This is a genomic window from Serratia sp. JKS296 (genome assembly GCF_900215445.1).
Lineage (GTDB): Bacteria > Pseudomonadota > Gammaproteobacteria > Enterobacterales > Enterobacteriaceae > Serratia > Serratia marcescens.
Genome location: NZ_OCMX01000001.1, coordinates 4,075,505 through 4,096,139 on the forward strand (window position 1 = coordinate 4,075,505; position 20,635 = coordinate 4,096,139).

Below are 20,635 nucleotides of genomic sequence, written 5' to 3' on the forward strand. Positions count from 1 at the left end.
GGGTTTTCACTTCGTTACAGAATACGGTGCTTTTCCAACTGCTCGCGCCGCTGCGCCGCTTTGGCTTCGCGCTTTTTGCGCGCATCGCACGGCTCCGGGCAGTCGCAGACTTTCTCCATGCCCAGCGCGGTGATGCCGCCGCAGCTGCCCTGCAGGCTTTTGCGTTTGAACACATAGCCCAGCGACATGCCGCCGACGATCAGCAGGAACAACACGAAAGTAGCGGCGAATACCGTCAACATAGCAACCTCACGAACGCTTTTTCAGATAGGGCTTGAACGCGTCTGAATAACGCTCCTCAAACCCGTCGGCGGTTTTCACGATCATGAACACCGGAATGCCGAGCAGGTTGGCCAGCGCCATGCCGCGCTCCGGCCCCATCACGTTCAGGCCGGTGGACAGGCCGTCGGCGGTCATGCAGGTCGGGCTCAGCACGGTGATCGACACCAGCCGATGATGGATCGGGCGCCCGGTGATCGGATCGATGGTGTGCGAATAGCGCACCCCGTCCTGCTCGAAGTAGTTGCGATAGTCACCCGAGGTGGCGATCGACATCTCCCCCGGTTGGATCACCAGCTGCGCCTGCTGCTGCGCGCCGGTGGTCGGGCGCTCGATGGCGATGCGCCACGGCTTTTGCTCGCCGTTATGCCCGCGCGTGCGCACCTCGCCGCCGATATCCACCATGTAGTCTTTCACGTGTTGCGATTGCAGATACTCCGCCACCACGTCCACGCCATACCCTTTGGCGATCGACGACAGATCGACGTACAGCTCAGGGATGCTTTTCACCAGCGCGCTGCCCTGCACCGCCAGTTTGTCGGCGCCGGTCCAGGCGCGGCGGTGCGCCAGCTCCGCCTCGCTCGGCACCTTATCCGGCCGCCCTTCCGGGCCGAAGCCCCACAGGTTGACCAGCGGCCCGACGGTCACGTCCAGCGCGCCATCGGTGACGCGATTGATGCGCAGCGCTTCGCGCACCACTTCGGCGGTGGCCGGCGAAACCGGGAACGGCCGGTCAATGTCGCGGCTGGCGTTGAAGCGGCTGAGCTCGGAATCCGGCCGGTAGGTGGACATCTGATCGTTCACCTGTTCCAGCCGTTTGTCGATCTCCGCCTGCATCTCGCGCGCCGACGGCGTATTGTCGCCGGCCACGTAACGGATCGAATACGAGGTACCCATGGTTTTACCCGTCAGATCCACCTGTTCCGGCCCGCAGCCGGTCAGCAGCAGGGTGGCGCTCAGCGCCACGCCCGCCAGCCAGTTCTTCGTCGCCAATGCGCGCAATTTAGCCACCAAAGTCATCCAGCATGATGTTTTCGTCTTCGACGCCCAGATCTTTGAGCATCTTGATCACCGCGGCGTTCATCATCGGCGGCCCGCACATGTAAAACTCGCAGTCTTCCGGCGCCGGGTGGTTCTTCAGGTAGTTCTCCAGCAGAACATTATGGATAAAGCCGGTGTAGCCGGTCCAGTTATCTTCCGGCTGCGGATCCGACAGCGCCACGTGCCAGGTGAAGTTTTCGTTCTCCGCCTGCAGCTGGTTGAAATCGTCTTCATAGAACATCTCGCGCAGCGAACGCGCGCCGTACCAGAAGGTGATCTTGCGTTTCGAGTTCAAACGCTTGAGCTGATCGAAGATGTGCGAACGCATCGGCGCCATGCCCGCGCCGCCGCCGATAAAGATCATTTCGGCGTCGGTGTCCTTGGCGAAGAACTCGCCGAACGGCCCGGAGATGGTCACCTTGTCGCCCGGCTTCAGCGACCAGATATAGGAAGACATGATGCCCGGCGGCACGTCCGGATTGTTCGGCGGCGGCGTGGCAATACGCACGTTGAGCATGATGATGCCCTTTTCTTCCGGGTAGTTGGCCATCGAGTAGGCGCGCACCGTGGTGTCGTTCACCGTCGAGCGGTAGCGGAACAGGTTGAACTTGTCCCAGTCGCCGCGATACTCCTGCGGCACGTCGAAGTCAGCGTAGCTGATGTCGTGCGCCGGCGCTTCGATCTGGATGAAACCGCCCGCGCGGAACGGCACGTCTTCGCCATCGGGGATCTTCAGCTTCAGCTCTTTGATAAAGGTGGCTTTGTTATCGTTGGAGATAACCTCGCACTCCCATTTCTTCACGCCGAAGATCTCTTCCGGCAGCTCGATCTTCAGGTTCTGCTTCACGTTCACCTGGCACGCCAGGCGGCAACCCTCTTTCGCTTCGCGCTTGTTGATGTGCGAGAGCTCGGTCGGCAGGATATCGCCGCCGCCCTCTTTGATCACCACCCGGCACTGGCCGCAGGAACCGCCGCCGCCACAGGCCGAGGAGACGAAAATCCCCTGGCTGGAGAGCATGTTGAGCAGCTTGTCGCCCGCCGGCGCATGGAAGCTCTTATCCAGATCGCCGTTGATTTCCACCGCGATGTCGCCGGTATTCACCAGCTTCGACTTGGCGAACAGGATCAGCAACACCAGCACCATCACGATGGCGGTGAACATTGCTACGCCTAAAATAATTTCCATAAATTCTTCCCGCCTTTACAACTGAACACCGGAGAAGGACATGAAGCCCAGCGCCATCAGTCCGGTGGTGATAAAGGTAATGCCCAGGCCGCGCAGCCCTGCCGGCACGTTGGCATACTTGAGTTTTTCGCGGATCCCCGCCATGGCGACGATCGCCAGCATCCAGCCGGTGCCGGAACCAAAGCCGTACACCACCGATTCGGCGAAGTTGTAGTCGCGCTGCACCATGAAGGACACGCCGCCGAAGATGGCGCAGTTCACGGTGATGAGCGGCAGGAAGATGCCGAGCGCGTTATACAGCGACGGGAAGAAACGATCGAGGATCATCTCCAGAATCTGCACCAGCGCCGCAATCACGCCGATGAAGGTGATGAAGTTGAGGAAGCTCAGATCGACGCCTTCCACCAGCGCGCCGTCGCGCAGGATCAGGTTGTAGACCAGGTTGTTCACCGGCACCGAAATGCCGAGCACGATGGTCACCGCGATGCCCAGGCCAAAGGCGGTCGAGACCTTCTTCGACACCGCCAGGAAGGTGCACATCCCGAGGAAGAACGCCAGCGCCATGTTCTCAACGAACACCGCGCGCACAAACAGGCTGATATAGTGTTCCATCGGCCTTTACTCCTTTTCGATCTGCGCCGGCTTCAGGGTGCGCAGCACCCAGATCAGCAGGCCGATGATGAAGAACGCGCTCGGCGCCAGCAGGAACAGGCCGTTCGGCTGATACCAGCCGCCGTTCTGCACCGTTTCCAGCACCGGCACGCCGAACAGCTTGCCGGAGCCGATCAGCTCGCGCAGGAAACCGACCAGCACCAGGATCACCCCGTAACCCAGCCCGTTGCCGATGCCGTCCATAAAGCTCTCGATCGGCGGCGACTTCATGGCGTAGGCCTCGGCGCGCCCCATCACGATGCAGTTGGTGATGATCAGGCCGACGAACACCGACAGCTGCTTGGAGATCTCAAACGCATAGGCGCGCAACAGCTGATCGACCACGATCACCAGCGAGGCGATGATCGCCATCTGCACGATGATGCGCACGCTGTTGGGAATATGATGACGGATCAGCGAGATGAAGAAGCTGGAGAACGCGGTCACCAGCGTCACCGCAATGGTCATCACCACCGCCGTCTCCAGCTTGGTGGTCACCGCCAGCGCCGAACAGACGCCCAGCACCTGCAGGGCGATCGGGTTATTGTCGAACAGCGGCCCCAGCAGGACCCGCTTTATCTCTTTGGAATCAGCCATTTTTCAGCGCTCCTTCACGAACTTTTTTCAGGAACGGGCCGAAGCCGTGCTCGCCCAACCAGAAATCAAACGTATGCTGTACGCCGTTGGAGGTCAGCGTGGCGCCGGACAGGCCGTCCACACCATGCACATCCCCCTGACGCGCGCCGCCTTTCACCACGCGGATCGCCGGCTGGCCATTGTCGTCGAACAGCTGCTTGCCGACCCACTGCTGGCGCCAGGACGGGTTCTCGACCTCCCCGCCCAGCCCCGGGGTTTCCCCCTGGTCGTAGTAGGTGATGCCCTTGACCGTGTTGCCGTCATTATCCAGCGCCACGAAGGCGTACATCATCGACCACAGACCGGTGCCGTATACCGGCAGCACAATCTTGTTCACCTGGCCGCTTTCATCGCGCACCAGGTAGATTTCCGCCTGGTTGCTGCGGCGCTTGATGCCGGCCGGATCGTCGCCCGCCGCCAGCGCCACGCTTTTGGCGTCGTCGCGCAGCGCGGCGCCCAGATCGAACGCCGCCGCCTTGCCGGCGACAAACTCGCCGCTGTTCAGATCCACCAGGCGCGGTTCGATGCGCTCGCTGTACAGGCGCTTGACCTGCTCGCTCTCCATTTTCGGCTGTAACAGGCCGGCTACGTCGAGAATATTGCGCTGCTTGTCGAGCAGCTTTTGCTCCTGCTGTTTGGACTTCAGGCCGACGGCGGAGCCCGCCACCACCACTGAACACACCAGACACAGCAGCAGCACTACCAGCAGCGTTTTACCGATGCCGTCGTTTTTCGCTTCATTCGCCACGGGCTTTTCTCCGCTTGATGTTGGCCTGCACCACCAGATAATCGAACAGCGGCGCGAACAGGTTGGCGAACAGGATCGCCAGCATCATGCCTTCCGGATAGGCGGGGTTGACTACCCTAATCAGCACGCACATCACGCCAATCAGAATGCCGTACCACCATTTCCCCTTATTGGTGAAGGAGGCGGAAACCGGGTCGGTCGCCATAAAGATCATGCCGAAAGCGAAGCCGCCCAGCACCAGATGCCAGTACCACGGCATGGCGAACATCGGGTTGGTGTCCGAACCGATGGCGTTGAACAACAGGGCGGAAGCCACCATGCCGAGCATTACGCCGGCGACGATGCGCCAGGAGGCCACGCGGCCGAACAGGATAATCGCCCCGCCGATCAGGATCATCAGCGTGGACACCTCACCGATCGAGCCGGGAATGTTGCCGAGGAAAGCGTCCAGCCAGCTGATGGACTGGCCGGTGGCCACGTTGCTCAGGCTGTGCGCCCCGCCCGCGCTCCACTGCGCCAGCGGCGTCGCGCCGGAGAAACCGTCCGCGGAGGTCCACACCAAATCGCCGGAGATCTGCGCCGGGTAGGCGAAGAACAGGAAGGCGCGGCCGGCCAGCGCCGGGTTGAGGAAGTTGCGCCCGGTGCCGCCGAAGATCTCTTTGGCCACCACCACGCCGAAGGTGATGCCCAGCGCGGCCTGCCACAGCGGCAGGGTCGGCGGCACGATCAGCGCGAACAGGATGGACGTGACGAAGAAGCCTTCGTTGACCTCATGCTTGCGGATAATGGCGAACAGCACTTCCCAGAAGCCGCCGACGACGAACACCACGGCGTAGATCGGCAGGAAGTAACAGGCACCCAGCACCATCTTGCTGACCCAGCCGGCGTCGGCCGCCAGCGAGGCGCCGAGCCACTGCGCCAGGCGATAATGCCAGTCGCCCGCCAGCACCTGTTGCAGCGCGTCGCCGCTGTACAGATGGTGCAGCGCCGGGATTGCCTGCTGGCCGACGTTGTACATGCCCCAGAACATCGCCGGGAACACCGCCAGCCACACCAGGATCATCATGCGTTTCAAATCGATGGCGTCGCGCACGTGCGAAGCGCCGCGCGTCACCGTGCCGGGGGTGTAAAACACCGTAGTGGTCGCTTCATACAGCGGGTACCACTTTTCCAGTTTGCCGCCCGGCGTGAAGTGATGCTCTATCTTCTCGAAATAATTCTTCAGGCCCATCGGTTATCCTTCCTGCTCAATCTTGGTCAGCACCTCGCGCAGCACCGGCGCGTACTCATACTTGCCGGGGCAAACGAAGGTGCACAGCGCCAGATCTTCCTCATCCAGTTCCAGGCAGCCCAGCGCTTGCGCGCTGTCGCTGTCGCCCGCCAGCAAATCGCGCAGCAGCAGCGTCGGCAAAATATCCAGCGGCATCACCCGCTCATAGTTGCCGATCGGCACCATGGCGCGCTCGCCGCCGTTAGTGGTGGTTGAGAAAGCGAACAGTTTGTTCTTCAGGAAGTGGCCCAGCGTGGTGCGGGTAATGGAGAATTTGTTCGGCGAGGGCACGATCCAACCGAACAGCTCTTTGTCGCGCCCTTCCTCCAACACCGACACCTGCGAGTGGAAGCGGCCGAGCCAGGCGTTCGGCCCGGCGGCGTGCATGCCATTCAGCACCGAACCGGAGATCACCCGATTCTCGCCGCCTTTCAGGCGGCCGGCGGTCAGCTCATCGAGGCTGGCTCCCAGGCGGGTGCGCAGCAGCGCCGGCTGCGCCACCTGCGGCCCGGCCAGCGCCACCACACGGCGGGTATCGAGCTTGCCGGTGGTGAACAGCGTGCCGATGGCGATGACATCCTGGTAACCGATGTGCCAAACGATTTTCTTCAGGCTGACCGGTTCAAGGAAATGAATGTGGGTGCCCGCCAGCCCGGCGGGATGCGGGCCGGCGAATTCGCTGTAGGCGATCTGCGAGCCGCTTTGCTGCCCAACCGAGGCGCCGGCGGCGTGGCATACGTGTACCTTGCCCGCCGTCAGGCGCGCCAACACCACCAGCCCGGCGTTAAACGCCGCCTGCTGTTCGGCGATGATCACCTGCGGGTCGGCGGCCAACGGCTGGGTATCCATCGCGGTGACGAAAATGGCGCGCGGCTCGCTGCCGGGGCTCGGCGTTTTGCTGAACGGACGGGTGCGCAGCGCGGTCCACAGGCCGCTGGCGATCAGTTCGCTTTCGACCTGTTCACGCGGCAGCTGGCTCAGTTCACCCAGCGGGTAGTGCGCAAACTCGAGCTGATCGTCGCCGCCGTTTTCCAGCGCAATCACCACCGATTGCAATACGCGCCGCTCGCCGCGGTTAATCGCGGCGATGCGGCCGCTGGCGGGTGCCGTGAAGAAAACCCCGGGGTTTTTCTTATCTTCGAACAACGCCTGGCCTTTCTTAACGGTATCGCCTTCCTGCACCAGCATGGAGGGGCGCATTCCGACATACTCTTCCCCAAGCAGGGCGACATGCTGAATGTTCGGGCCATCTTGGATCGCCTGAACCGGAACCCCGGCTATCGGCAGATCTAACCCTTTTCTGATCTTAATCATAGGATTTATACGATGTAGTTTGGTTTACACGTCTGCCCGGCCCCAGAGGCGGGTGCGGACGATGCCAGGATTGCCGGGCAGTGCGCACGACGGCACGCCCAACATGAACTTTCTCGCAGTGAATATATGGGGTAACGCGCATTCCCTTGATTCCCCCCTCTCCGTTATTTGCGTGACAATCGATGTGTTAACGGCCTGTAGCCAAATAACCACCGAAACGGCCGGGTTATATGCCATAACCCCCGCCGCTTCAATCGCCACCGCGCGTTAAATTGAAGAGAGAATATTAACATTGTTCGCAACATTGTTCTGCGTTCCGTCGTGACTTGGGTCAAGCAAACGCAATTAAATTTCGCCTGTTTTTCACTACTTATCGTTAAAATCTGCCGGTCATTTCACTTTTATCGAGCTTTGTCGTTTTTTTATACATATCACGTATTGCTAAAAATAAACGCGCTGGTAATCTGGCGGTGTTTTGCAGCAGTAAAAACAATAATCAGTGGCATGCTGGCCAGGTTGATTACGCCGGCAGATAAATATAAGCAGGAATTATAATGAGCAAAATCGCGCTGTTGTTTGCGATGCTTGTTTCTATGCCGATGATCACGGCCTGCAGCGCCAGCGAGCAGGTACCCGAAGCGCCGGTAGTTAAACAGCAATTATTGGGTTCGCCGGTCTATATTCAGATCTTCAAAGAGGAACGCAAGCTGGAATTGTATGCCAGAATGGGCAATGAATTCCGCCTGGTCAACACGTTCCCGATCTGTAATTTCTCCGGCGGGCTGGGTCCTAAACGTCGTGAAGGCGACTTTAAAAGTCCTGAAGGCTTTTATAGCGTTGACGCGCGCCATCTGAAACCCGACAGCAAGTATTATCGGGCGATCAATATCGGTTTCCCTAACGATTACGATAAGTCGCAGGGCTATTCCGGCGCTTATCTGATGATCCACGGCGAATGTAAATCGATCGGCTGTTACGCGATGACCAACACCTATATGGATGAGATCTATCGCTACGTCGAAGCCGCCTTCGCCTATGGCCAAAGCCGCGTCGACATCAGCATCTACCCGTTCCGCATGACCGAACAGAACCTGAAACGCCATGCGTCATCCAGCTATATCGCCTTCTGGCGCCAGCTGAAGCCGGGCTATGATTACTTCGCGAAGAACCGCCAACCGCCGACAATGGGCGTGGTCAATGGCCAGTACGTCTTGGGTCAACCGCTGATGAGCAGCGGCGGCATGATGACGCAGTACGCGTCAGCCAGCCCGACGCCCAACACCAACCCCTTCGCTCAGAACAAGCCGCTCACCGAAGTGAAATAACGCGAACTCGCCTGGCTCAATCTTGTGCCAGGTTTCGTTAGCGGTCAGCGGTTGGGTGGCGATCACCGTGACCACATCGTTCGGTGTGGTCTGTTGCTGAAAATCAATCTCCACGTCCTGATCAAGCAGCGTCGCCTTGCCGAACGGCGCGCGGCGCGTAATCCAATACAGGTTGGTGGAGCAATACGCCATCACGAAGCGCCCGTCCGACAACAGCATATTGAATACCCCTTTCTTGCGCAGTTGGCTCGCCAACAGGCCAATGTAGCGGAATACCGCCGGCCACTGGCTCGGGGTGCGCGGATATTTCAGCGCCAGCTGGTGCAGCAGCCAGCAGAAGGCATATTCGCTGTCAGTCTGGCCGACCGGGCGGAACGTGCCGGTATCCAACTGACGATAGCCTTTCAATTGGCCGTTGTGCGCGTAGGTCCAGTTGCGGCCCCACAGTTCGCGGGTGAACGGATGGGTGTTTTCCAACGCCACTTCGCCGCGGTTGGCCTGGCGAATATGGGACACCACCGCGCAAGACTTGATCGGGTAGTCCTGCACCAGGCGGGCGATCGGCGAGTTGAAGCTCGGCTGCGGATCCTTGAATGTGCGGCAGCCGTTCCCTTCATAGAAGGTAATGCCCCAGCCATCCTTATGCGGCCCGGTGCGGCCGCCGCGCTGTACCAGGCCGGTAAAGCTGAAGCAGATATCGGTCGGTACGTTTGCGCTCATCCCGAGCAGTTCACACATCGCCAGCACTCCTTAACCACACTGACACAGACTGTGCGGGCACGGCATACATGCGGCGCCCGCAGTCTTATTCATGGGGAGCCGCAGCCCCCGAAGGCTATTACGCCTTAACCATCTCTTTTTCGATCAGCTGAATCAAGATGTGAATCGCTTTAATGTGAATTTCCTGAATGCGATCGGCGTAACCGAAGTGCGGCACGCGAATTTCCACATCGGCGGAACCCGCCATCTTGCCGCCGTCCTTGCCGGTCAGGGTGATCACTTTCATCCCCTTGGCACGCGCCGCATCGATAGCCTTGATGATGTTGCCGGAGTTGCCGGAGGTGGAAATGCCCAACAGCACGTCGCCTTCGCGGCCCACCGCTTCCACATAGCGCGAGAACACATACTCATAGCCGAAGTCGTTGCTGACGCAGGACAGGTGGCTCACGTCCGAGATGGCAATCGCCGGGTAGCCCGGGCGGTTTTCGCGGTAGCGGCCGGTCAGCTCTTCGGCGAAATGCATCGCGTCGCAATGGGAACCGCCGTTGCCGCAGGAAATCACTTTACCGCCGGCTTTGAAGGAATCCGCCAGCAGCACCGCCGCGCGTTGGATGGCGTCGATGTTGGCGTCGTCATTGATAAATTTCGCCAGGGTATCAGCCGCTTCGTTCAGTTCACTGCGAATAAGGTCGTGGTACATGAGGAACCTCTTGTTATCGTCAAATCTTCCGCTCCGCAGTGTACCGGATCGCGGAAACAGCGAGAAGCATTCTCGGCCAAACAGCGCGCCGGTTAAGGAAGCGGAGAGGTTTTTGATGATTGGTGCTGTCAGTTTGTGACCTGAGTTGTAATTAAACTGTAAACGCATTGATAAAAATTCTGCCTTGTACTAAAACCTATTACATACACACAACAGGTCAGACCTCTTACTACTTCGGAGCTTCTTATGATGGTTCTTAGTATCGTCGTTTTCCTGGCTCTCCTCGGCGTGGTGTTCTACCACCGAGTGAACCTTACCCTCAGCAGCCTGATCCTGGTGGCGTACACCGCCGTCATGGGCGCTATCGGCCTGTGGAGCTTCTGGCTGTTGCTGCCGCTGGCGATCGTGCTGCTGCCGCTGAACCTTTCCTCTGTACGCCGTTCCCTGCTCTCCGCGCCGGCACTGCGCGCCTTCCGCAAGGTGATGCCGCCGATGTCCACCACCGAGAAGGAAGCGATCGACGCCGGCACCACTTGGTGGGAAGGCGATCTGTTCCGCGGGGCGCCGGACTGGAACAAGCTGCACAGCTACCCGAAACCGCGCCTGACGGAAGAAGAGCAGGCGTTTATCGACGGCCCGGTGGAAGAAGCCTGCCGCATGGCCAACGACTTCCAGATCACCCACGAACTGGCCGATCTGCCGCCAGAACTCTGGGCGTACCTGAAAGAACACCGTTTCTTCGCGATGATCATCAAGAAAGAGTACGGCGGTCTGGAATTCTCCCCTTACGCTCAGGCGATGGTGCTGCAAAAACTGGCCGGCGTTTCCGGCATCCTGGCGATCACCGTCGGCGTACCGAACTCCCTCGGCCCGGGCGAACTGCTGCAGCACTACGGCACCGAAGAACAGAAAAACCACTATCTGCCGGGCCTGGCGCGCGGCGACGAAATCCCATGCTTCGCGCTGACCAGCCCGGAAGCGGGTTCCGATGCCGGCGCGATCCCGGACGTCGGCACCGTGTGCATGGGCGAATGGCAAGGCAAGCAGGTGCTGGGCATGCGCCTGACCTGGAACAAGCGCTACATCACGTTGGCGCCGGTCGCCACCGTACTGGGCCTGGCGTTCAAACTGCATGACCCGAACCGCCTGCTGAGCGACAACGAATCCCCGGGCATCACCTGTGCGCTGATCCCGACCAGCACCCCGGGCGTGGAAATCGGCAACCGCCACTTCCCGCTGAACGTGCCGTTCCAGAACGGCCCGACCCGCGGCACCGACGTGTTCGTGCCGATCGATTACATCATCGGCGGGCCGAAAATGGCCGGCCAGGGCTGGCGCATGCTGGTTGAGTGCCTGTCGGTCGGCCGCGGCATCACCCTGCCGTCCAACTCTACCGGCAGCCTGAAATCCATCGCCCTGGCGACTGGCGCCTACGCGCACATTCGCCGTCAGTTCAAGATCTCCATCGGCAAGATGGAAGGGATCGAGGAACCGTTGGCGCGCATCGCCGGCAACACCTATGTGATGGACGCCGCCGCTTCGCTGATCACCTATGCGCTGGTGCAGGGCGAGAAGCCGGCCGTGCTGTCGGCCATCGTCAAATACCACTGCACGCACCGCGGCCAGCAGTCGATAGTTGACGCCATGGATATCGCCGGCGGTAAAGGCATCATGCTGGGCGAATCCAACTTCCTGGCTCGCGCTTATCAGGGGGCACCGATCGCCATCACGGTGGAAGGCGCGAACATCCTGACCCGCACCATGATGATCTTCGGTCAGGGCGCGATCCGCTGCCATCCTTATGTGCTGGATGAAATGGCGGCGGCGCAGAACAACGATCTGAACGCCTTCGATAAATCGCTGTTCGGCCACCTGGGTCACGTCGGCAGCAACAAGGTACGCAGCTTCTGGCTGGGCCTGACCAACGGCCGCACCAGCGCCACGCCAACCAAGGACGCGACCCGTCGTTACTATCAGCAGCTGAACCGCCTGAGCGCCAACCTGGCGCTGCTGTCGGACGTTTCCATGGGCGTGCTGGGCGGCAGCCTGAAGCGCCGTGAGCGCATCTCCGCTCGCCTGGGGGATATCCTCAGCCAGATGTATTTGGCTTCCGCCGTGCTGAAACGCTTTGACGACGAAGGCCGTCAGAAAGAAGATCTGCCGCTGGTGCATTGGGGCGTGCAAGACAGCCTGCATAAAGCCGAACAGGCGCTGGATGATCTGCTGCGCAACTTCCCGAACCGCTTTATCGCCGGCGCGCTGCGCTTCGTGGTCTTCCCGTTCGGCCGCGTGCATACTGCGCCGTCCGATCGCCTGGATCATCAGTTGGCCAAGATCCTGCAGGTGCCTTCCGCCACCCGCAGCCGTCTGGGGCGCGGCCAGTACCTGACGCCGAGCGAGCATAACCCAATCGGCCTGCTGGAAGCGGCGCTGGCCGACGTGATGGCCGCCGAGCCGATTCACGAACGTCTGTGCAAGGCGGCCGGCAAAAACCTGCCGTTCACCCGTCTGGATCGTTTGGCGGAGCGCGCGCTGGAAGAAGGCAAGATCAGCGCCGACGAAGCGAAGATCCTGGTGAAAGCCGAAGAGAGCCGCCTGCGCTCCATCAACGTGGACGACTTTGCGCCGGATGCGCTGGCGGCCGCCAAGCCGGAAAAGCCGGCGGCGCAGTCTAAGCGCCAGCAGCAGACCGAAGCGGCTTAACGCCAACTCCCACTCCACGTATACAAGGGGCGATCATCATCGCCCCTTTTTTCTTTTGCTTTCAGGACAAACTGCGCACCACGCCGCAGGTTGGCGCAACGGCGGATTTCACGGGAAGGAAGTTCGGGTAGACTGCGCGGCGGGTGCTCTGGATCTTTCTGTCCGGAGCCTTGGCAAAGGAGAGAAAGAGAAAGGCCCCGAGTCGATATTATCAACCCGAGGCCACTCTGATGCCTAGCAACATCAGGTTAGCCTCTTACCCGCCGCAAGGCAAGGATAGGGAGGTCAAAAATGCAGCAAAAACGGGTCGTACTTAAACTGGTGATCGTCTGTATGACGCTGCTCGCGTTCATCTGGCTAACCCGCGGTTCGCTGTGCGAACTGCGCATCAGGTTGGGAGACTCGGAGGATGCGGCCACTTTGGCTTACGAATCCGGACGGTAAGGCAACCCAACGGCGGGGTTCGCCCCGCCCGTTGGCTGATGGTGTCAGGCAGGATCCACGAGCACCCGCCTTTTCAGCCCTGCTGACGAATGCGCGCCAACAGCGCGTCGATATGCTCGATCTGCGGCGCATTGACGATCAGCGTGCGCCCCAATCCCAGGGCGTGACGCTGACAGTCGAGGCGCATGTCGGCGTCGGCGATGCTGTCCAGATCGGCGACGTGCGCCAGGCCGATGGTGCGCCGAATCAGTTCGGTGCCGCAGTATCCTATCGCGTCGCTCCAGACCTGCTGCAGGAACTGCTCGGCGTAACCCGGCGTCGCCAGCGCCGCATCGCGGCTTTGCTGATGGCACAGCGCCAGAAAGCGATCGGCAAAGATCAGCCACAGCTCGCGCACATCCTGCAGCCGCTGCTCGCGCCCGGCGGCGGCGTCGCGCGGCCCGAACAGCCCCGGCTGGCCGCAATAGTTGAGCAGCAGGTTGCCTAACGCAGTGCCGACATCGAAACCGATCGGGCCGTAGAAACCGAATTCGGCGTCGATCGCTTTCAATCGCCCTTCCGCCACGAAGATCGAACCGCTGTGGATATCCCCGTGCAACAGCGCCTCCGCCTTGCTGAGGAAGCGATGTTTCAGGCCGGCGACCGCCAACTTCAGCGGCGCATCCTCGCGCAGCGCCTGCACCTGCGGCAACAGCGCCGCCTCGAACTGATTGCGCTCATGGTCGATATAGGGATCGGTAAAGAACAGATCTTCGGTGATCTGGCACAGTTCGGGGTTGGTGAAACGGCTGACTTCCGCCTTTTTCTGCTGCGCCGACTGATAAAAATCGGAGGTGTGAAACAGCGTCTGCGCCAGGTATTCCGCCAGTTGCCCGGCCGCCAGCGGATGATAGTTCCCCTGCACCAGTTCACTGCGCCAGATGCGATGATCGGAGAGATCTTCCTGCACCATCACCGCCAACTCGGGATCGTGATGCAAGACTTTTACCGTATGCCGCGGGCAGAAACCGCCGTGGACCAGCAGCGTTTCCGCTTCGATGCGCGCCCGATCCAACGTCAGCGGCCAGGATTCGCCCACGCAGCGCACGTAGGGCAGCGCCTGTTTGACGATCACCCGGCTCACACCTTCACGATCGCGGATCTTGAACACCAGGTTCAGGTTGCCGTCACCGATCTCGTCGGCGCTCACCAGCGCCTGCGGTTCGGCCACCTGCCCGTATTGGCGGGCATATTCAACGGCATCGGCAGCCGTAAACGTACGATAAAGCGACATTCCCCAACCCCTCTGTTCTCTCTCACTGACCCAGCGACTCTGATTATTTAGACGTAAAAGCATTTGGACGTCTATACATCTGGAAGTCATGTTGGCAGAATAGCGTTTCAGATGCAATAACCACGCAACAAGGAATTAACCGCCGATGCAAGCGCTTAACACCACCAGTTTGTCCCTGCGGGACAACCGCCTTTGGATCCTCGATCAGCAAGCCCTGCCGCAGGAAAAGCGGTGGCGCGCCTGCGACAGCGTGGAGGAGTTGGTCGGGCACATTCACAGCCTGCGGGTGCGCGGCGCACCGCTGATCGGGCTGTCCGCCAGCCTGCTGTTGGCACTGCTCGCGGAACGCGGTCTGCCGCGCGCCGAGCTGGAGCAGGCGCTGCACACGCTGCGCGCCGCCCGCCCGACGGCGGTTAACCTGATGAACAATCTGGATCGCATGAAGTTGGCGCTGGCGGAACATGACTGGGCGCCGGCGATGGTGAACGAAGCGCTGCGGTTGGTGGAGGAGGATCGCCTGCTGTGCGATCGCATCGCCGATCGCGGCGCAGGGCTGGTCAAGCCCGGCAGCCGCCTGCTGACCCACTGCAATACCGGCGGATTGGCCACCGCCGGCGTCGGCACCGCTATCGGGGTGCTGCTGCGCGCCCACCAGCAGGGCAAGGTGCAACAAGTATGGGTCGATGAAACCCGGCCGCTGCTGCAGGGCGGCCGCCTGACCGCCTGGGAACTGGGCGAGCTGGGCATTCCCTATCGTCTGATCTGCGATTCAATGGCCGCCAGCCTGATGGCGCAAGGCCAGGTCGATGCGGTATGGGTCGGCGCGGATCGCATCGCCGCCAACGGCGACGTCGCCAACAAGATTGGCACCTACAGCCTGGCGGTGCTGGCGCACTATCACGGCATCCCGTTCTACGTGGCCGCCCCGCACACCACCCACGATCCGCACTGTCCGGACGGCGCCGCCATCCCGATCGAGCAACGCGCGGCGGCCGAAGTCACCGGCGTTTCAGGCAGCTTCGGCGCCTGCCAGTGGGCGCCGGCCGATGCGCCGGTCTGCAATCCGGCGTTCGACGTCACGCCGGCCAAGCTTATCAGCGGGTGGGTGTTCGACAGCGGCGTGATCACGCCGCAGCAGGTTGAAGCGGGGATTTTCCGGCGGGCGCTGGGTTAACGCCCGCCGGTTGACGATCAGTCCAGGCGCGGATAGGCATCGGCGATCGTGTCGCCGGTGAAATGCGCCACCCAGCCTTCCGGGTTGTCAAATACCCGGATCGCGGTAAAGTGCGGCGCCGAGCCCATATCGAACCAGTGACGGGTGTTGGCCGGCACTGAGATCAGATCGTTCTTTTCGCACAGGATCTGGAAGATCTTGCCGTCCAGATGCAGGCAAAACAGCCCCGCCCCTTCAACGAAAAAGCGCACTTCATCCTCACCGTGCGTGTGTTCGGACAGGAATTTTTCGCGCAGCGCCTGGCGCTGTTCGTGGTCCGGCCGCATGCTGATCACGTCCCAACTCTGGTAGCCCTTTTCCGCCACCAGCCGGTCGATCTCATGCTGGTAGGCGGCGATCACCGCCTGCGGCTGCGGGTTGTCGCCCAGTTCGCGATCCGCCTGCCAACGCTCAAAGCGCACGCCGATCTGCGCCAGCTGGCGCTGGATTTCCTGCGCGTCGCGGCTCTGCCACAGCGGCTGCTGCGGCGCTGTATCACTGAAAATGGTCAATCCACTCATGAGACAAACTCCCCTAAATCGATGTGATCAAAACGGCTGACCTGCGGATGCCGGCTCTGTGCATCCGCCTCATCGCGGATCAGCTGGCAGGTATGCCAGCCGGCGGCCTGCGCGGCGTCCAGTTCCTGGTGGATATCGGACAGGAACAACAGTTCGTCGGGCGCGATGCCGATAGCCTGCGCAATGTTGCGGTACGACGCGGTTTCACGCTTGGCGCCGACGTGCGTGTCGAAATAGCCGCTGAACAGCGGCTGCAGATCGCCGGCGCTGCTGTGGCCGAACAGCAGCTTCTGCGCTGCCACCGAACCGGAGGAATAGACGTAAAGCTTCAGTCCCTGACGCTGCCAGGCGGCCAACTGCCCCGCAACCTCCGGGTACAGATGCCCGCGGAAATCCCCTTCGCGATAGCCGCTGCGCCAGATGATGCCCTGCAGCGCCTTGAGCGCGGTGGATTTGCGGTCTTCATCCATAAAGCGGTACAGCGCGGCGATCAGCGCGTCGAGATCCGCCTGCGGCTGGTCAATTTCAGCGCGCAGCGCCGCCAGCGGCGCGGCGACTTCGCTCTCCGTGGCGTGACGGCGTACAAAATCCGCCAGCCGTTCGCGGGCATAGGGAAACAATACCTGGTGCACGAAGCGAATATCGCTGGTGGTGCCTTCAATATCGGTCACGATAGCGCGGATCATTTCGCCTCCAGCAAGCGACGTTGCAGTTCACACTGGAACAGGAACTCCAGCCCTTCGAGATGGCGGCGGGCTTCCGCCACCTGACTTCCCCAGCAATAGAGACCGTGGCCGCGCACCAGAAAACCGTACTGCAGCGGCGTGACCTCGGCATAGGCCGCGACGCGCGACGCCAGCCGGGGAATGTCCTGATCGTTATCGAAAATGGGGATCGCCACGCTGTCCAGGTGGCTGCGCTGACCGGCGAGCGACTTTTGCATTTCGTACCCCTGCAGCACCAACGCATCGCCGCGTTCCACCCGCGACAACACGGTGGCGTTGACGGAATGGGTATGCAACACCGCGCCAAGATGCGGGTACAAGCGATAGAGCAGCGTATGCAGCCCGGTTTCCGCCGACGGCGTACGGCCGCTCGGCACATGATTGTCGGCGATATCCACCTGCAGAAAATCGGCGGCGCTCAGGCTGCCTTTGTCTTTGCCGGATTCGGTGACCAGGCACTGGCGTTCGTCGAGGCGCAGCGACATGTTGCCGCCGGTCGCCGGACACCAGCCTTTGTCGCCAATCCAGTGGCAGGCCGCCAGTAATGCGGTAAGTTGCGGATTCTCCGTCATTGTTATCGTTTCCCGTTCGGTAAGGCGGCCGGCAGATGAAACGTTGCCTGCCGCGTGGCGGGCTAAGCACTTTTTCGCATTTAGCCATCTAAGCGTCTTGATTGCCAAATACTAGCATCGTGTTATATTGACGGCAATATAAGCGCCTGGAGTATTCACCTGCTATGAGCACTTCCGCATTGATTCCCGAAAGTAAACTGCCTGCCCTGGGCACCACCATCTTCACCCAAATGAGCGCGCTGGCGCAGCAGCATCAGGCGATCAACCTGTCGCAGGGCTTCCCTGATTTCGACGGGCCGGACTACCTGAAAGAACGCCTGGCCTGGCACGTCGCCCAGGGCGCCAACCAATATGCGCCGATGACCGGCGTGGCGGCGCTGCGCGAAGCCATCGCCGACAAAACCGCCGAGCTGTATGGCTGGCAGCCGGACGCCGGCGGCGAAGTGACCGTCACCGCCGGCGCCACCGAAGCGCTGTTCGCCGCCATCACCGCGCTGGTGCGCCCCGGCGATGAGGTTGTCTGTTTCGATCCGAGCTACGACAGCTACGCGCCGGCGGTGACGCTGGCGGGCGGCGTACTCAAACGCCTCGCCCTGCAGCCGCCCGCGTTTGCCGTGGATTGGCAACGGTTCGCCGCCGCGCTGTCGCCGCGCACCCGCCTGGTGATCGTCAACACGCCGCACAACCCGTCCGCCACCGCCTGGCAGGCGGAAGACATGCAACAGCTGTGGCACGCCATCGCCGAACGCGAAATCTACGTGCTCAGCGACGAGGTTTACGAACACATCTGCTTCACCAAAGGCGGCCACGCCAGCGTGTTGGCCCACCCGCAGCTGCGCCAACGGGCGATCGCGGTCTCCTCTTTCGGAAAAACCTTCCACATGACCGGCTGGAAAGTGGGTTACTGCGTGGCGCCCGCCGCGCTGAGCGCTGAGGTGCGCAAGGTGCATCAATACCTGACCTTTTCGGTCAATACTCCGGCGCAGCTGGCGCTGGCGGATAGCCTGCGCGCCGAGCCGGAGCACTGGCGACAGCTGCCGGCGCTCTATCGCGCCAAGCGAGATCGCTTTGTGCAGGCGCTGGCGAGCAGCCGACTGGAAATTTTACCCTGCGCCGGTACATACTTCTTGCTGGCGGACTACAGCGCCATCTCCGATCTGGACGATGTAGCGTTCTGCCATTGGTTAACCGAGCACGTGGGCGTGGCGGCCATTCCGCTGTCGGTCTTCTGTGCCGATCCTTTCCCCCATAAATTGATCCGGCTGTGCTTCGCTAAACAGGACGCCACGCTGGATGCAGCTGCGGAGCGGTTATGTCGACTTTAAAAATTACCCTGTTGCAGCAACCGCTGGTCTGGCGCGACGGCCTCGCTAACCTGGCCGCCTTCGACGCGTTGCTGGCGCCGATCGCCGGGCGTGATCTCATCGTCTTGCCGGAAATGTTCACCACCGGTTTCGCCATGGATGCCGGCGAGAGCGCCCTGCCCGAACAGCAGGTGATCGACTGGCTGCACGGTTGGGCGGTGAAAAGCCATGCGTTAATCGGCGGCAGCGTGGCGCTGAAAACTGACGAGGGCGCGGTCAACCGCTTCCTGCTGGTGGAGCCGGGCGGCCAGGTGCATGCCTATGATAAACGCCATCTGTTCCGCATGGCCGGCGAACACCTGCACTACCAGGCCGGCAACCGGCGTGAAATCTTCGAGTGGCGCGGCTGGCGCATCCTGCCGCAGATCTGCTACGACCTGCGTTTCCCGGTCTGGGCGCGCTATCAGCAGGATTACGATCTGGCGCTGTACGTCGCCAACTGGCCGGCGCCGCGCAGCCGCCATTGGCAAACGCTGCTGGCGGCGCGGGCGATTGAAAATCAGGTGTATGTGGCGGGCTGCAACCGGGTGGGCGACGATGCCAACGGCCTGAACTACAGCGGAGACAGCCTGATCATCAGCCCGCAGGGCGAGATCCTGGCGGATGCCGAGCCCGGCGCAGCCGCGCAGCTGGACGCTGAGCTGTCGCTGGAAACCCTGCAGAGTTACCGCAACGCCTTCCCGGCTTGGCGCGACGCCGACAGCTTTCTGCGTCTCGACTGATTAAACACGCTCCCAGCCGGCGATTGGCACGTCGATGTTCGGCAGAGAGATAAAGGCTCCGCGCCGATCGCCGCCAGCTTGTCGCCGCGCGTCATCATCCGTGCGGCGGCCTGCCGCGCCTCCAGCGCCGATGCCGGAAAAGGACGGCGCACTCAACACCAGTAGGCCATAAAGTTAACGGTGGAGCGATCCAGATCGCGTTCGCCGATCAGGTAACGCCGCAGCGTTTTCACCGTGGAAGACTCGGCCGCCACCCAGGCGTAGAAAACGTTGCTGCCGGCTGCCCGCTCCCACAACACCTCATCGCTCAGGCTGCTTTCCACCAGGGACTGCGCCTGCGCACAGGCCGACGCGGGGATATCCACCCGCTGGCGCACCGCTTCCACCAGCAACGTGCCGTGCGCCAACTGGCGGCCCACATCGCGCGGCAGCCAGTAAACCTCGGCGAACGGGAAACGGGTCAAATCCAGGCAATCCCCCGCCTGCGGCACTTCGAAGAACGCCTGCACGCGCGGCGGATTAGCCTGCTGCGCCAATTGCTCCAGAATGCCCATCGCCGCCGGCACGGCCGTTTCATCGGCAATCAACAGCGCCTGCTGCAACTGCGCCGGCGGCGCCCATTCGTAGCCGCCGCTGTCGCCGTCGAAGTCAGCGTTGGGGGCAACGGTCTGAATGGCATCACCCGGCTCGGCGTGAGTCGCCCAGGCGGAGGCCGGGCCGTTCACGCCATGCAGCACGAACTCGACGTCCATCTGATTCTGCTCACGGCGCAGCGCACGCAGCGTATAAGTACGCATCACCGGGCGCCGCTCTTTGGGGATCGCCATGTAATCGCCGTACCAGTCCGGGCTATTGGCCAATTGCGGGATCCGGCCGTCCGCCGCCGGGAACAGCAGTTTGATGCGCTGATCCGGCGCTTCCAGCTTCATCCGATGAATATCCGCACCTTCAAACACGCAGCGCACCAGCGAAGGTGAAATCAGTATTTTGCTTTTCAAGGTGATATCAAAAATTCTGTAGCTGGCGGACATGTTCTCGATTCTCCGGCAACGGCTGTCGCTTGAACGTATGGCCGATCGGCTGCCGTGTTGACGGCGTGGGTTGCTCGATCGCGCAGCGGGCAAAATGTTAATAAAACTAATTAATTACGTTAATGTATCGCAAAAAATCATATCATGATTTTATTGATAACAAGAAACGTTATTGATAAAAGAATCATTCTCAAAAA

21 protein-coding genes are annotated in these 20,635 nt (G+C 61.2%); 6 read left to right on the forward strand and 15 right to left on the reverse strand.

The genetic code is table 11. From position 1 onward, the window contains the following. Positions 1–14: 14 nt before the first annotated feature. Genes nqrM through CRO23_RS19630 form a run of 8 tightly spaced genes read right to left on the reverse strand, consistent with a single transcriptional unit; the run spans position 15 to position 7,125 of the window. Positions 15–242 carry a (Na+)-NQR maturation NqrM gene (gene nqrM, locus CRO23_RS19595; RefSeq protein ID WP_016928987.1) on the reverse strand — a complete coding sequence of 76 codons (228 nt, stop codon included), beginning with the start codon at positions 240–242 and terminating at the stop codon, positions 15–17. 7 nt (positions 243–249) lie between these two features. Then, positions 250–1,299: an FAD:protein FMN transferase gene (locus CRO23_RS19600; RefSeq protein WP_049299726.1), complete on the reverse strand. Its 1,050-nt coding sequence runs from the start codon at positions 1,297–1,299 to the stop codon at positions 250–252. Continuing rightward, positions 1,283–2,506, reverse strand: a complete 1,224-nt coding sequence (gene nqrF / locus CRO23_RS19605; RefSeq protein WP_028127828.1) for an NADH:ubiquinone reductase (Na(+)-transporting) subunit F — start codon at positions 2,504–2,506, stop codon at positions 1,283–1,285. The genes CRO23_RS19600 and nqrF overlap by 17 nt, the downstream gene beginning before the upstream one ends. A 15-nt stretch (positions 2,507–2,521) precedes the next feature. Further along, positions 2,522–3,118, reverse strand: coding sequence for an NADH:ubiquinone reductase (Na(+)-transporting) subunit E (nqrE, locus tag CRO23_RS19610; RefSeq protein WP_004930235.1), 597 nt, complete (start codon positions 3,116–3,118; stop codon positions 2,522–2,524). Positions 3,119–3,124: 6 nt separating this feature from the next. Continuing rightward, a complete protein-coding gene (locus CRO23_RS19615) occupies positions 3,125–3,754 on the reverse strand; it encodes an NADH:ubiquinone reductase (Na(+)-transporting) subunit D (protein WP_004930232.1) in 630 nt (209 codons plus the stop codon). Beyond that, positions 3,747–4,541 (reverse strand): Na(+)-translocating NADH-quinone reductase subunit C, encoded by a 795-nt coding sequence (locus CRO23_RS19620; RefSeq protein ID WP_015376731.1) that lies wholly within the window; start codon positions 4,539–4,541, stop codon positions 3,747–3,749. Before CRO23_RS19620 ends, CRO23_RS19615 begins: the two co-directional genes overlap by 8 nt. Continuing rightward, positions 4,531–5,772: an NADH:ubiquinone reductase (Na(+)-transporting) subunit B gene (locus CRO23_RS19625; RefSeq protein ID WP_016928991.1), complete on the reverse strand. Its 1,242-nt coding sequence runs from the start codon at positions 5,770–5,772 to the stop codon at positions 4,531–4,533. Before CRO23_RS19625 ends, CRO23_RS19620 begins: the two co-directional genes overlap by 11 nt. A gap of 3 nt (positions 5,773–5,775) precedes the next feature. Next, positions 5,776–7,125: a Na(+)-translocating NADH-quinone reductase subunit A gene (locus CRO23_RS19630; protein WP_028128252.1), complete on the reverse strand. Its 1,350-nt coding sequence runs from the start codon at positions 7,123–7,125 to the stop codon at positions 5,776–5,778. Positions 7,126–7,679: 554 nt separating this feature from the next. Here CRO23_RS19630 and dpaA point away from each other — a divergent pair. After that, complete coding sequence (gene dpaA / locus CRO23_RS19635) at positions 7,680–8,450, forward strand: peptidoglycan meso-diaminopimelic acid protein amidase (RefSeq protein ID WP_004930225.1); 771 nt, start codon at positions 7,680–7,682, stop codon at positions 8,448–8,450. On the opposite strand, the gene CRO23_RS19640 is transcribed toward dpaA, so the two are convergent. Together CRO23_RS19640 and lpcA are read right to left on the reverse strand one after the other, a co-directional pair. Further along, the gene (locus CRO23_RS19640; protein ID WP_004930222.1) at positions 8,385–9,188 is read right to left on the reverse strand and encodes a class II glutamine amidotransferase; all 804 of its coding nucleotides are present in this window, start codon (positions 9,186–9,188) and stop codon (positions 8,385–8,387) included. The genes dpaA and CRO23_RS19640 overlap by 66 nt on opposite strands. 100 nt (positions 9,189–9,288) lie before the next feature. Continuing rightward, positions 9,289–9,870 carry a D-sedoheptulose 7-phosphate isomerase gene (lpcA, locus tag CRO23_RS19645; protein ID WP_004930220.1) on the reverse strand — a complete coding sequence of 194 codons (582 nt, stop codon included), beginning with the start codon at positions 9,868–9,870 and terminating at the stop codon, positions 9,289–9,291. Between the two features lie 246 nt (positions 9,871–10,116). Here lpcA and fadE point away from each other — a divergent pair, with 246 nt between their 5' ends. Both fadE and CRO23_RS19655 read left to right on the forward strand, forming a co-directional pair. Then, positions 10,117–12,573: an acyl-CoA dehydrogenase FadE gene (gene fadE / locus CRO23_RS19650; RefSeq protein ID WP_016928993.1), complete on the forward strand. Its 2,457-nt coding sequence runs from the start codon at positions 10,117–10,119 to the stop codon at positions 12,571–12,573. Positions 12,574–12,864: 291 nt separating this feature from the next. Continuing rightward, on the forward strand, positions 12,865–13,017 hold the full coding sequence (locus tag CRO23_RS19655; RefSeq protein ID WP_097102716.1) for a Hok/Gef family protein: 153 nt from the start codon (positions 12,865–12,867) through the stop codon (positions 13,015–13,017). Between the two features lie 73 nt (positions 13,018–13,090). Here CRO23_RS19655 and mtnK read toward each other — a convergent pair whose 3' ends face one another. After that, a complete protein-coding gene (gene mtnK, locus CRO23_RS19660) occupies positions 13,091–14,290 on the reverse strand; it encodes an S-methyl-5-thioribose kinase (protein ID WP_016928995.1) in 1,200 nt (399 codons plus the stop codon). Between the two features lie 145 nt (positions 14,291–14,435). Between mtnK and mtnA the strand changes: the two genes are divergently transcribed. Continuing rightward, positions 14,436–15,464: an S-methyl-5-thioribose-1-phosphate isomerase gene (gene mtnA / locus CRO23_RS19665; protein WP_097102718.1), complete on the forward strand. Its 1,029-nt coding sequence runs from the start codon at positions 14,436–14,438 to the stop codon at positions 15,462–15,464. Positions 15,465–15,481: 17 nt separating this feature from the next. On the opposite strand, the gene CRO23_RS19670 is transcribed toward mtnA, so the two are convergent. From CRO23_RS19670 to CRO23_RS19680, 3 genes are read right to left on the reverse strand one after another with little or no spacing between them, the layout of a single operon-like run. After that, positions 15,482–16,024 carry a 1,2-dihydroxy-3-keto-5-methylthiopentene dioxygenase gene (locus CRO23_RS19670; RefSeq protein WP_028127829.1) on the reverse strand — a complete coding sequence of 181 codons (543 nt, stop codon included), beginning with the start codon at positions 16,022–16,024 and terminating at the stop codon, positions 15,482–15,484. After that, positions 16,021–16,710 (reverse strand): acireductone synthase, encoded by a 690-nt coding sequence (gene mtnC, locus CRO23_RS19675; protein WP_097102719.1) that lies wholly within the window; start codon positions 16,708–16,710, stop codon positions 16,021–16,023. Before mtnC ends, CRO23_RS19670 begins: the two co-directional genes overlap by 4 nt. Beyond that, positions 16,707–17,321: a methylthioribulose 1-phosphate dehydratase gene (locus tag CRO23_RS19680; RefSeq protein WP_016928999.1), complete on the reverse strand. Its 615-nt coding sequence runs from the start codon at positions 17,319–17,321 to the stop codon at positions 16,707–16,709. Before CRO23_RS19680 ends, mtnC begins: the two co-directional genes overlap by 4 nt. Before the next feature lie 164 nt (positions 17,322–17,485). Here CRO23_RS19680 and CRO23_RS19685 point away from each other — a divergent pair, with 164 nt between their 5' ends. Further along, entirely contained in the window at positions 17,486–18,646 is a 1,161-nt protein-coding gene (locus CRO23_RS19685) for a pyridoxal phosphate-dependent aminotransferase (RefSeq protein ID WP_097102721.1), read from the forward strand. Further along, positions 18,634–19,407, forward strand: a complete 774-nt coding sequence (locus CRO23_RS19690; RefSeq protein WP_016929001.1) for an amidohydrolase — start codon at positions 18,634–18,636, stop codon at positions 19,405–19,407. Before CRO23_RS19685 ends, CRO23_RS19690 begins: the two co-directional genes overlap by 13 nt. Before the next feature lie 152 nt (positions 19,408–19,559). Here the strand turns inward: CRO23_RS19690 and CRO23_RS19695 are convergent, their stop codons facing one another. Further along, positions 19,560–20,438 carry a siderophore-interacting protein gene (locus CRO23_RS19695; protein WP_097102723.1) on the reverse strand — a complete coding sequence of 293 codons (879 nt, stop codon included), beginning with the start codon at positions 20,436–20,438 and terminating at the stop codon, positions 19,560–19,562. Positions 20,439–20,635: the final 197 nt, after the last annotated feature.

Bases quoted from the DNA above. Each gene is read 5' to 3' on its own strand.
- nqrM (WP_016928987.1), bottom strand. From the start codon at position 242: ATGTTGACGGTATTCGCCGCTACTTTCGTGTTGTTCCTGCTGATCGTC.
- CRO23_RS19600 (WP_049299726.1), bottom strand. From the start codon at position 1,299: ATGACTTTGGTGGCTAAATTGCGCGCATTGGCGACGAAGAACTGGCTG.
- nqrF (WP_028127828.1), bottom strand. From the start codon at position 2,506: ATGGAAATTATTTTAGGCGTAGCAATGTTCACCGCCATCGTGATGGTG.
- nqrE (WP_004930235.1), bottom strand. From the start codon at position 3,118: ATGGAACACTATATCAGCCTGTTTGTGCGCGCGGTGTTCGTTGAGAAC.
- CRO23_RS19615 (WP_004930232.1), bottom strand. From the start codon at position 3,754: ATGGCTGATTCCAAAGAGATAAAGCGGGTCCTGCTGGGGCCGCTGTTC.
- CRO23_RS19625 (WP_016928991.1), bottom strand. From the start codon at position 5,772: ATGGGCCTGAAGAATTATTTCGAGAAGATAGAGCATCACTTCACGCCG.
- CRO23_RS19630 (WP_028128252.1), bottom strand. From the start codon at position 7,125: ATGATTAAGATCAGAAAAGGGTTAGATCTGCCGATAGCCGGGGTTCCG.
- dpaA (WP_004930225.1), top strand. From the start codon at position 7,680: ATGAGCAAAATCGCGCTGTTGTTTGCGATGCTTGTTTCTATGCCGATG.
- CRO23_RS19640 (WP_004930222.1), bottom strand. From the start codon at position 9,188: ATGTGTGAACTGCTCGGGATGAGCGCAAACGTACCGACCGATATCTGC.
- lpcA (WP_004930220.1), bottom strand. From the start codon at position 9,870: ATGTACCACGACCTTATTCGCAGTGAACTGAACGAAGCGGCTGATACC.
- fadE (WP_016928993.1), top strand. From the start codon at position 10,117: ATGATGGTTCTTAGTATCGTCGTTTTCCTGGCTCTCCTCGGCGTGGTG.
- CRO23_RS19655 (WP_097102716.1), top strand. From the start codon at position 12,865: ATGCAGCAAAAACGGGTCGTACTTAAACTGGTGATCGTCTGTATGACG.
- mtnK (WP_016928995.1), bottom strand. From the start codon at position 14,290: ATGTCGCTTTATCGTACGTTTACGGCTGCCGATGCCGTTGAATATGCC.
- mtnA (WP_097102718.1), top strand. From the start codon at position 14,436: ATGCAAGCGCTTAACACCACCAGTTTGTCCCTGCGGGACAACCGCCTT.
- CRO23_RS19670 (WP_028127829.1), bottom strand. From the start codon at position 16,024: ATGAGTGGATTGACCATTTTCAGTGATACAGCGCCGCAGCAGCCGCTG.
- mtnC (WP_097102719.1), bottom strand. From the start codon at position 16,710: ATGATCCGCGCTATCGTGACCGATATTGAAGGCACCACCAGCGATATT.
- CRO23_RS19680 (WP_016928999.1), bottom strand. From the start codon at position 17,321: ATGACGGAGAATCCGCAACTTACCGCATTACTGGCGGCCTGCCACTGG.
- CRO23_RS19685 (WP_097102721.1), top strand. From the start codon at position 17,486: ATGAGCACTTCCGCATTGATTCCCGAAAGTAAACTGCCTGCCCTGGGC.
- CRO23_RS19690 (WP_016929001.1), top strand. From the start codon at position 18,634: ATGTCGACTTTAAAAATTACCCTGTTGCAGCAACCGCTGGTCTGGCGC.
- CRO23_RS19695 (WP_097102723.1), bottom strand. From the start codon at position 20,438: ATGTCCGCCAGCTACAGAATTTTTGATATCACCTTGAAAAGCAAAATA.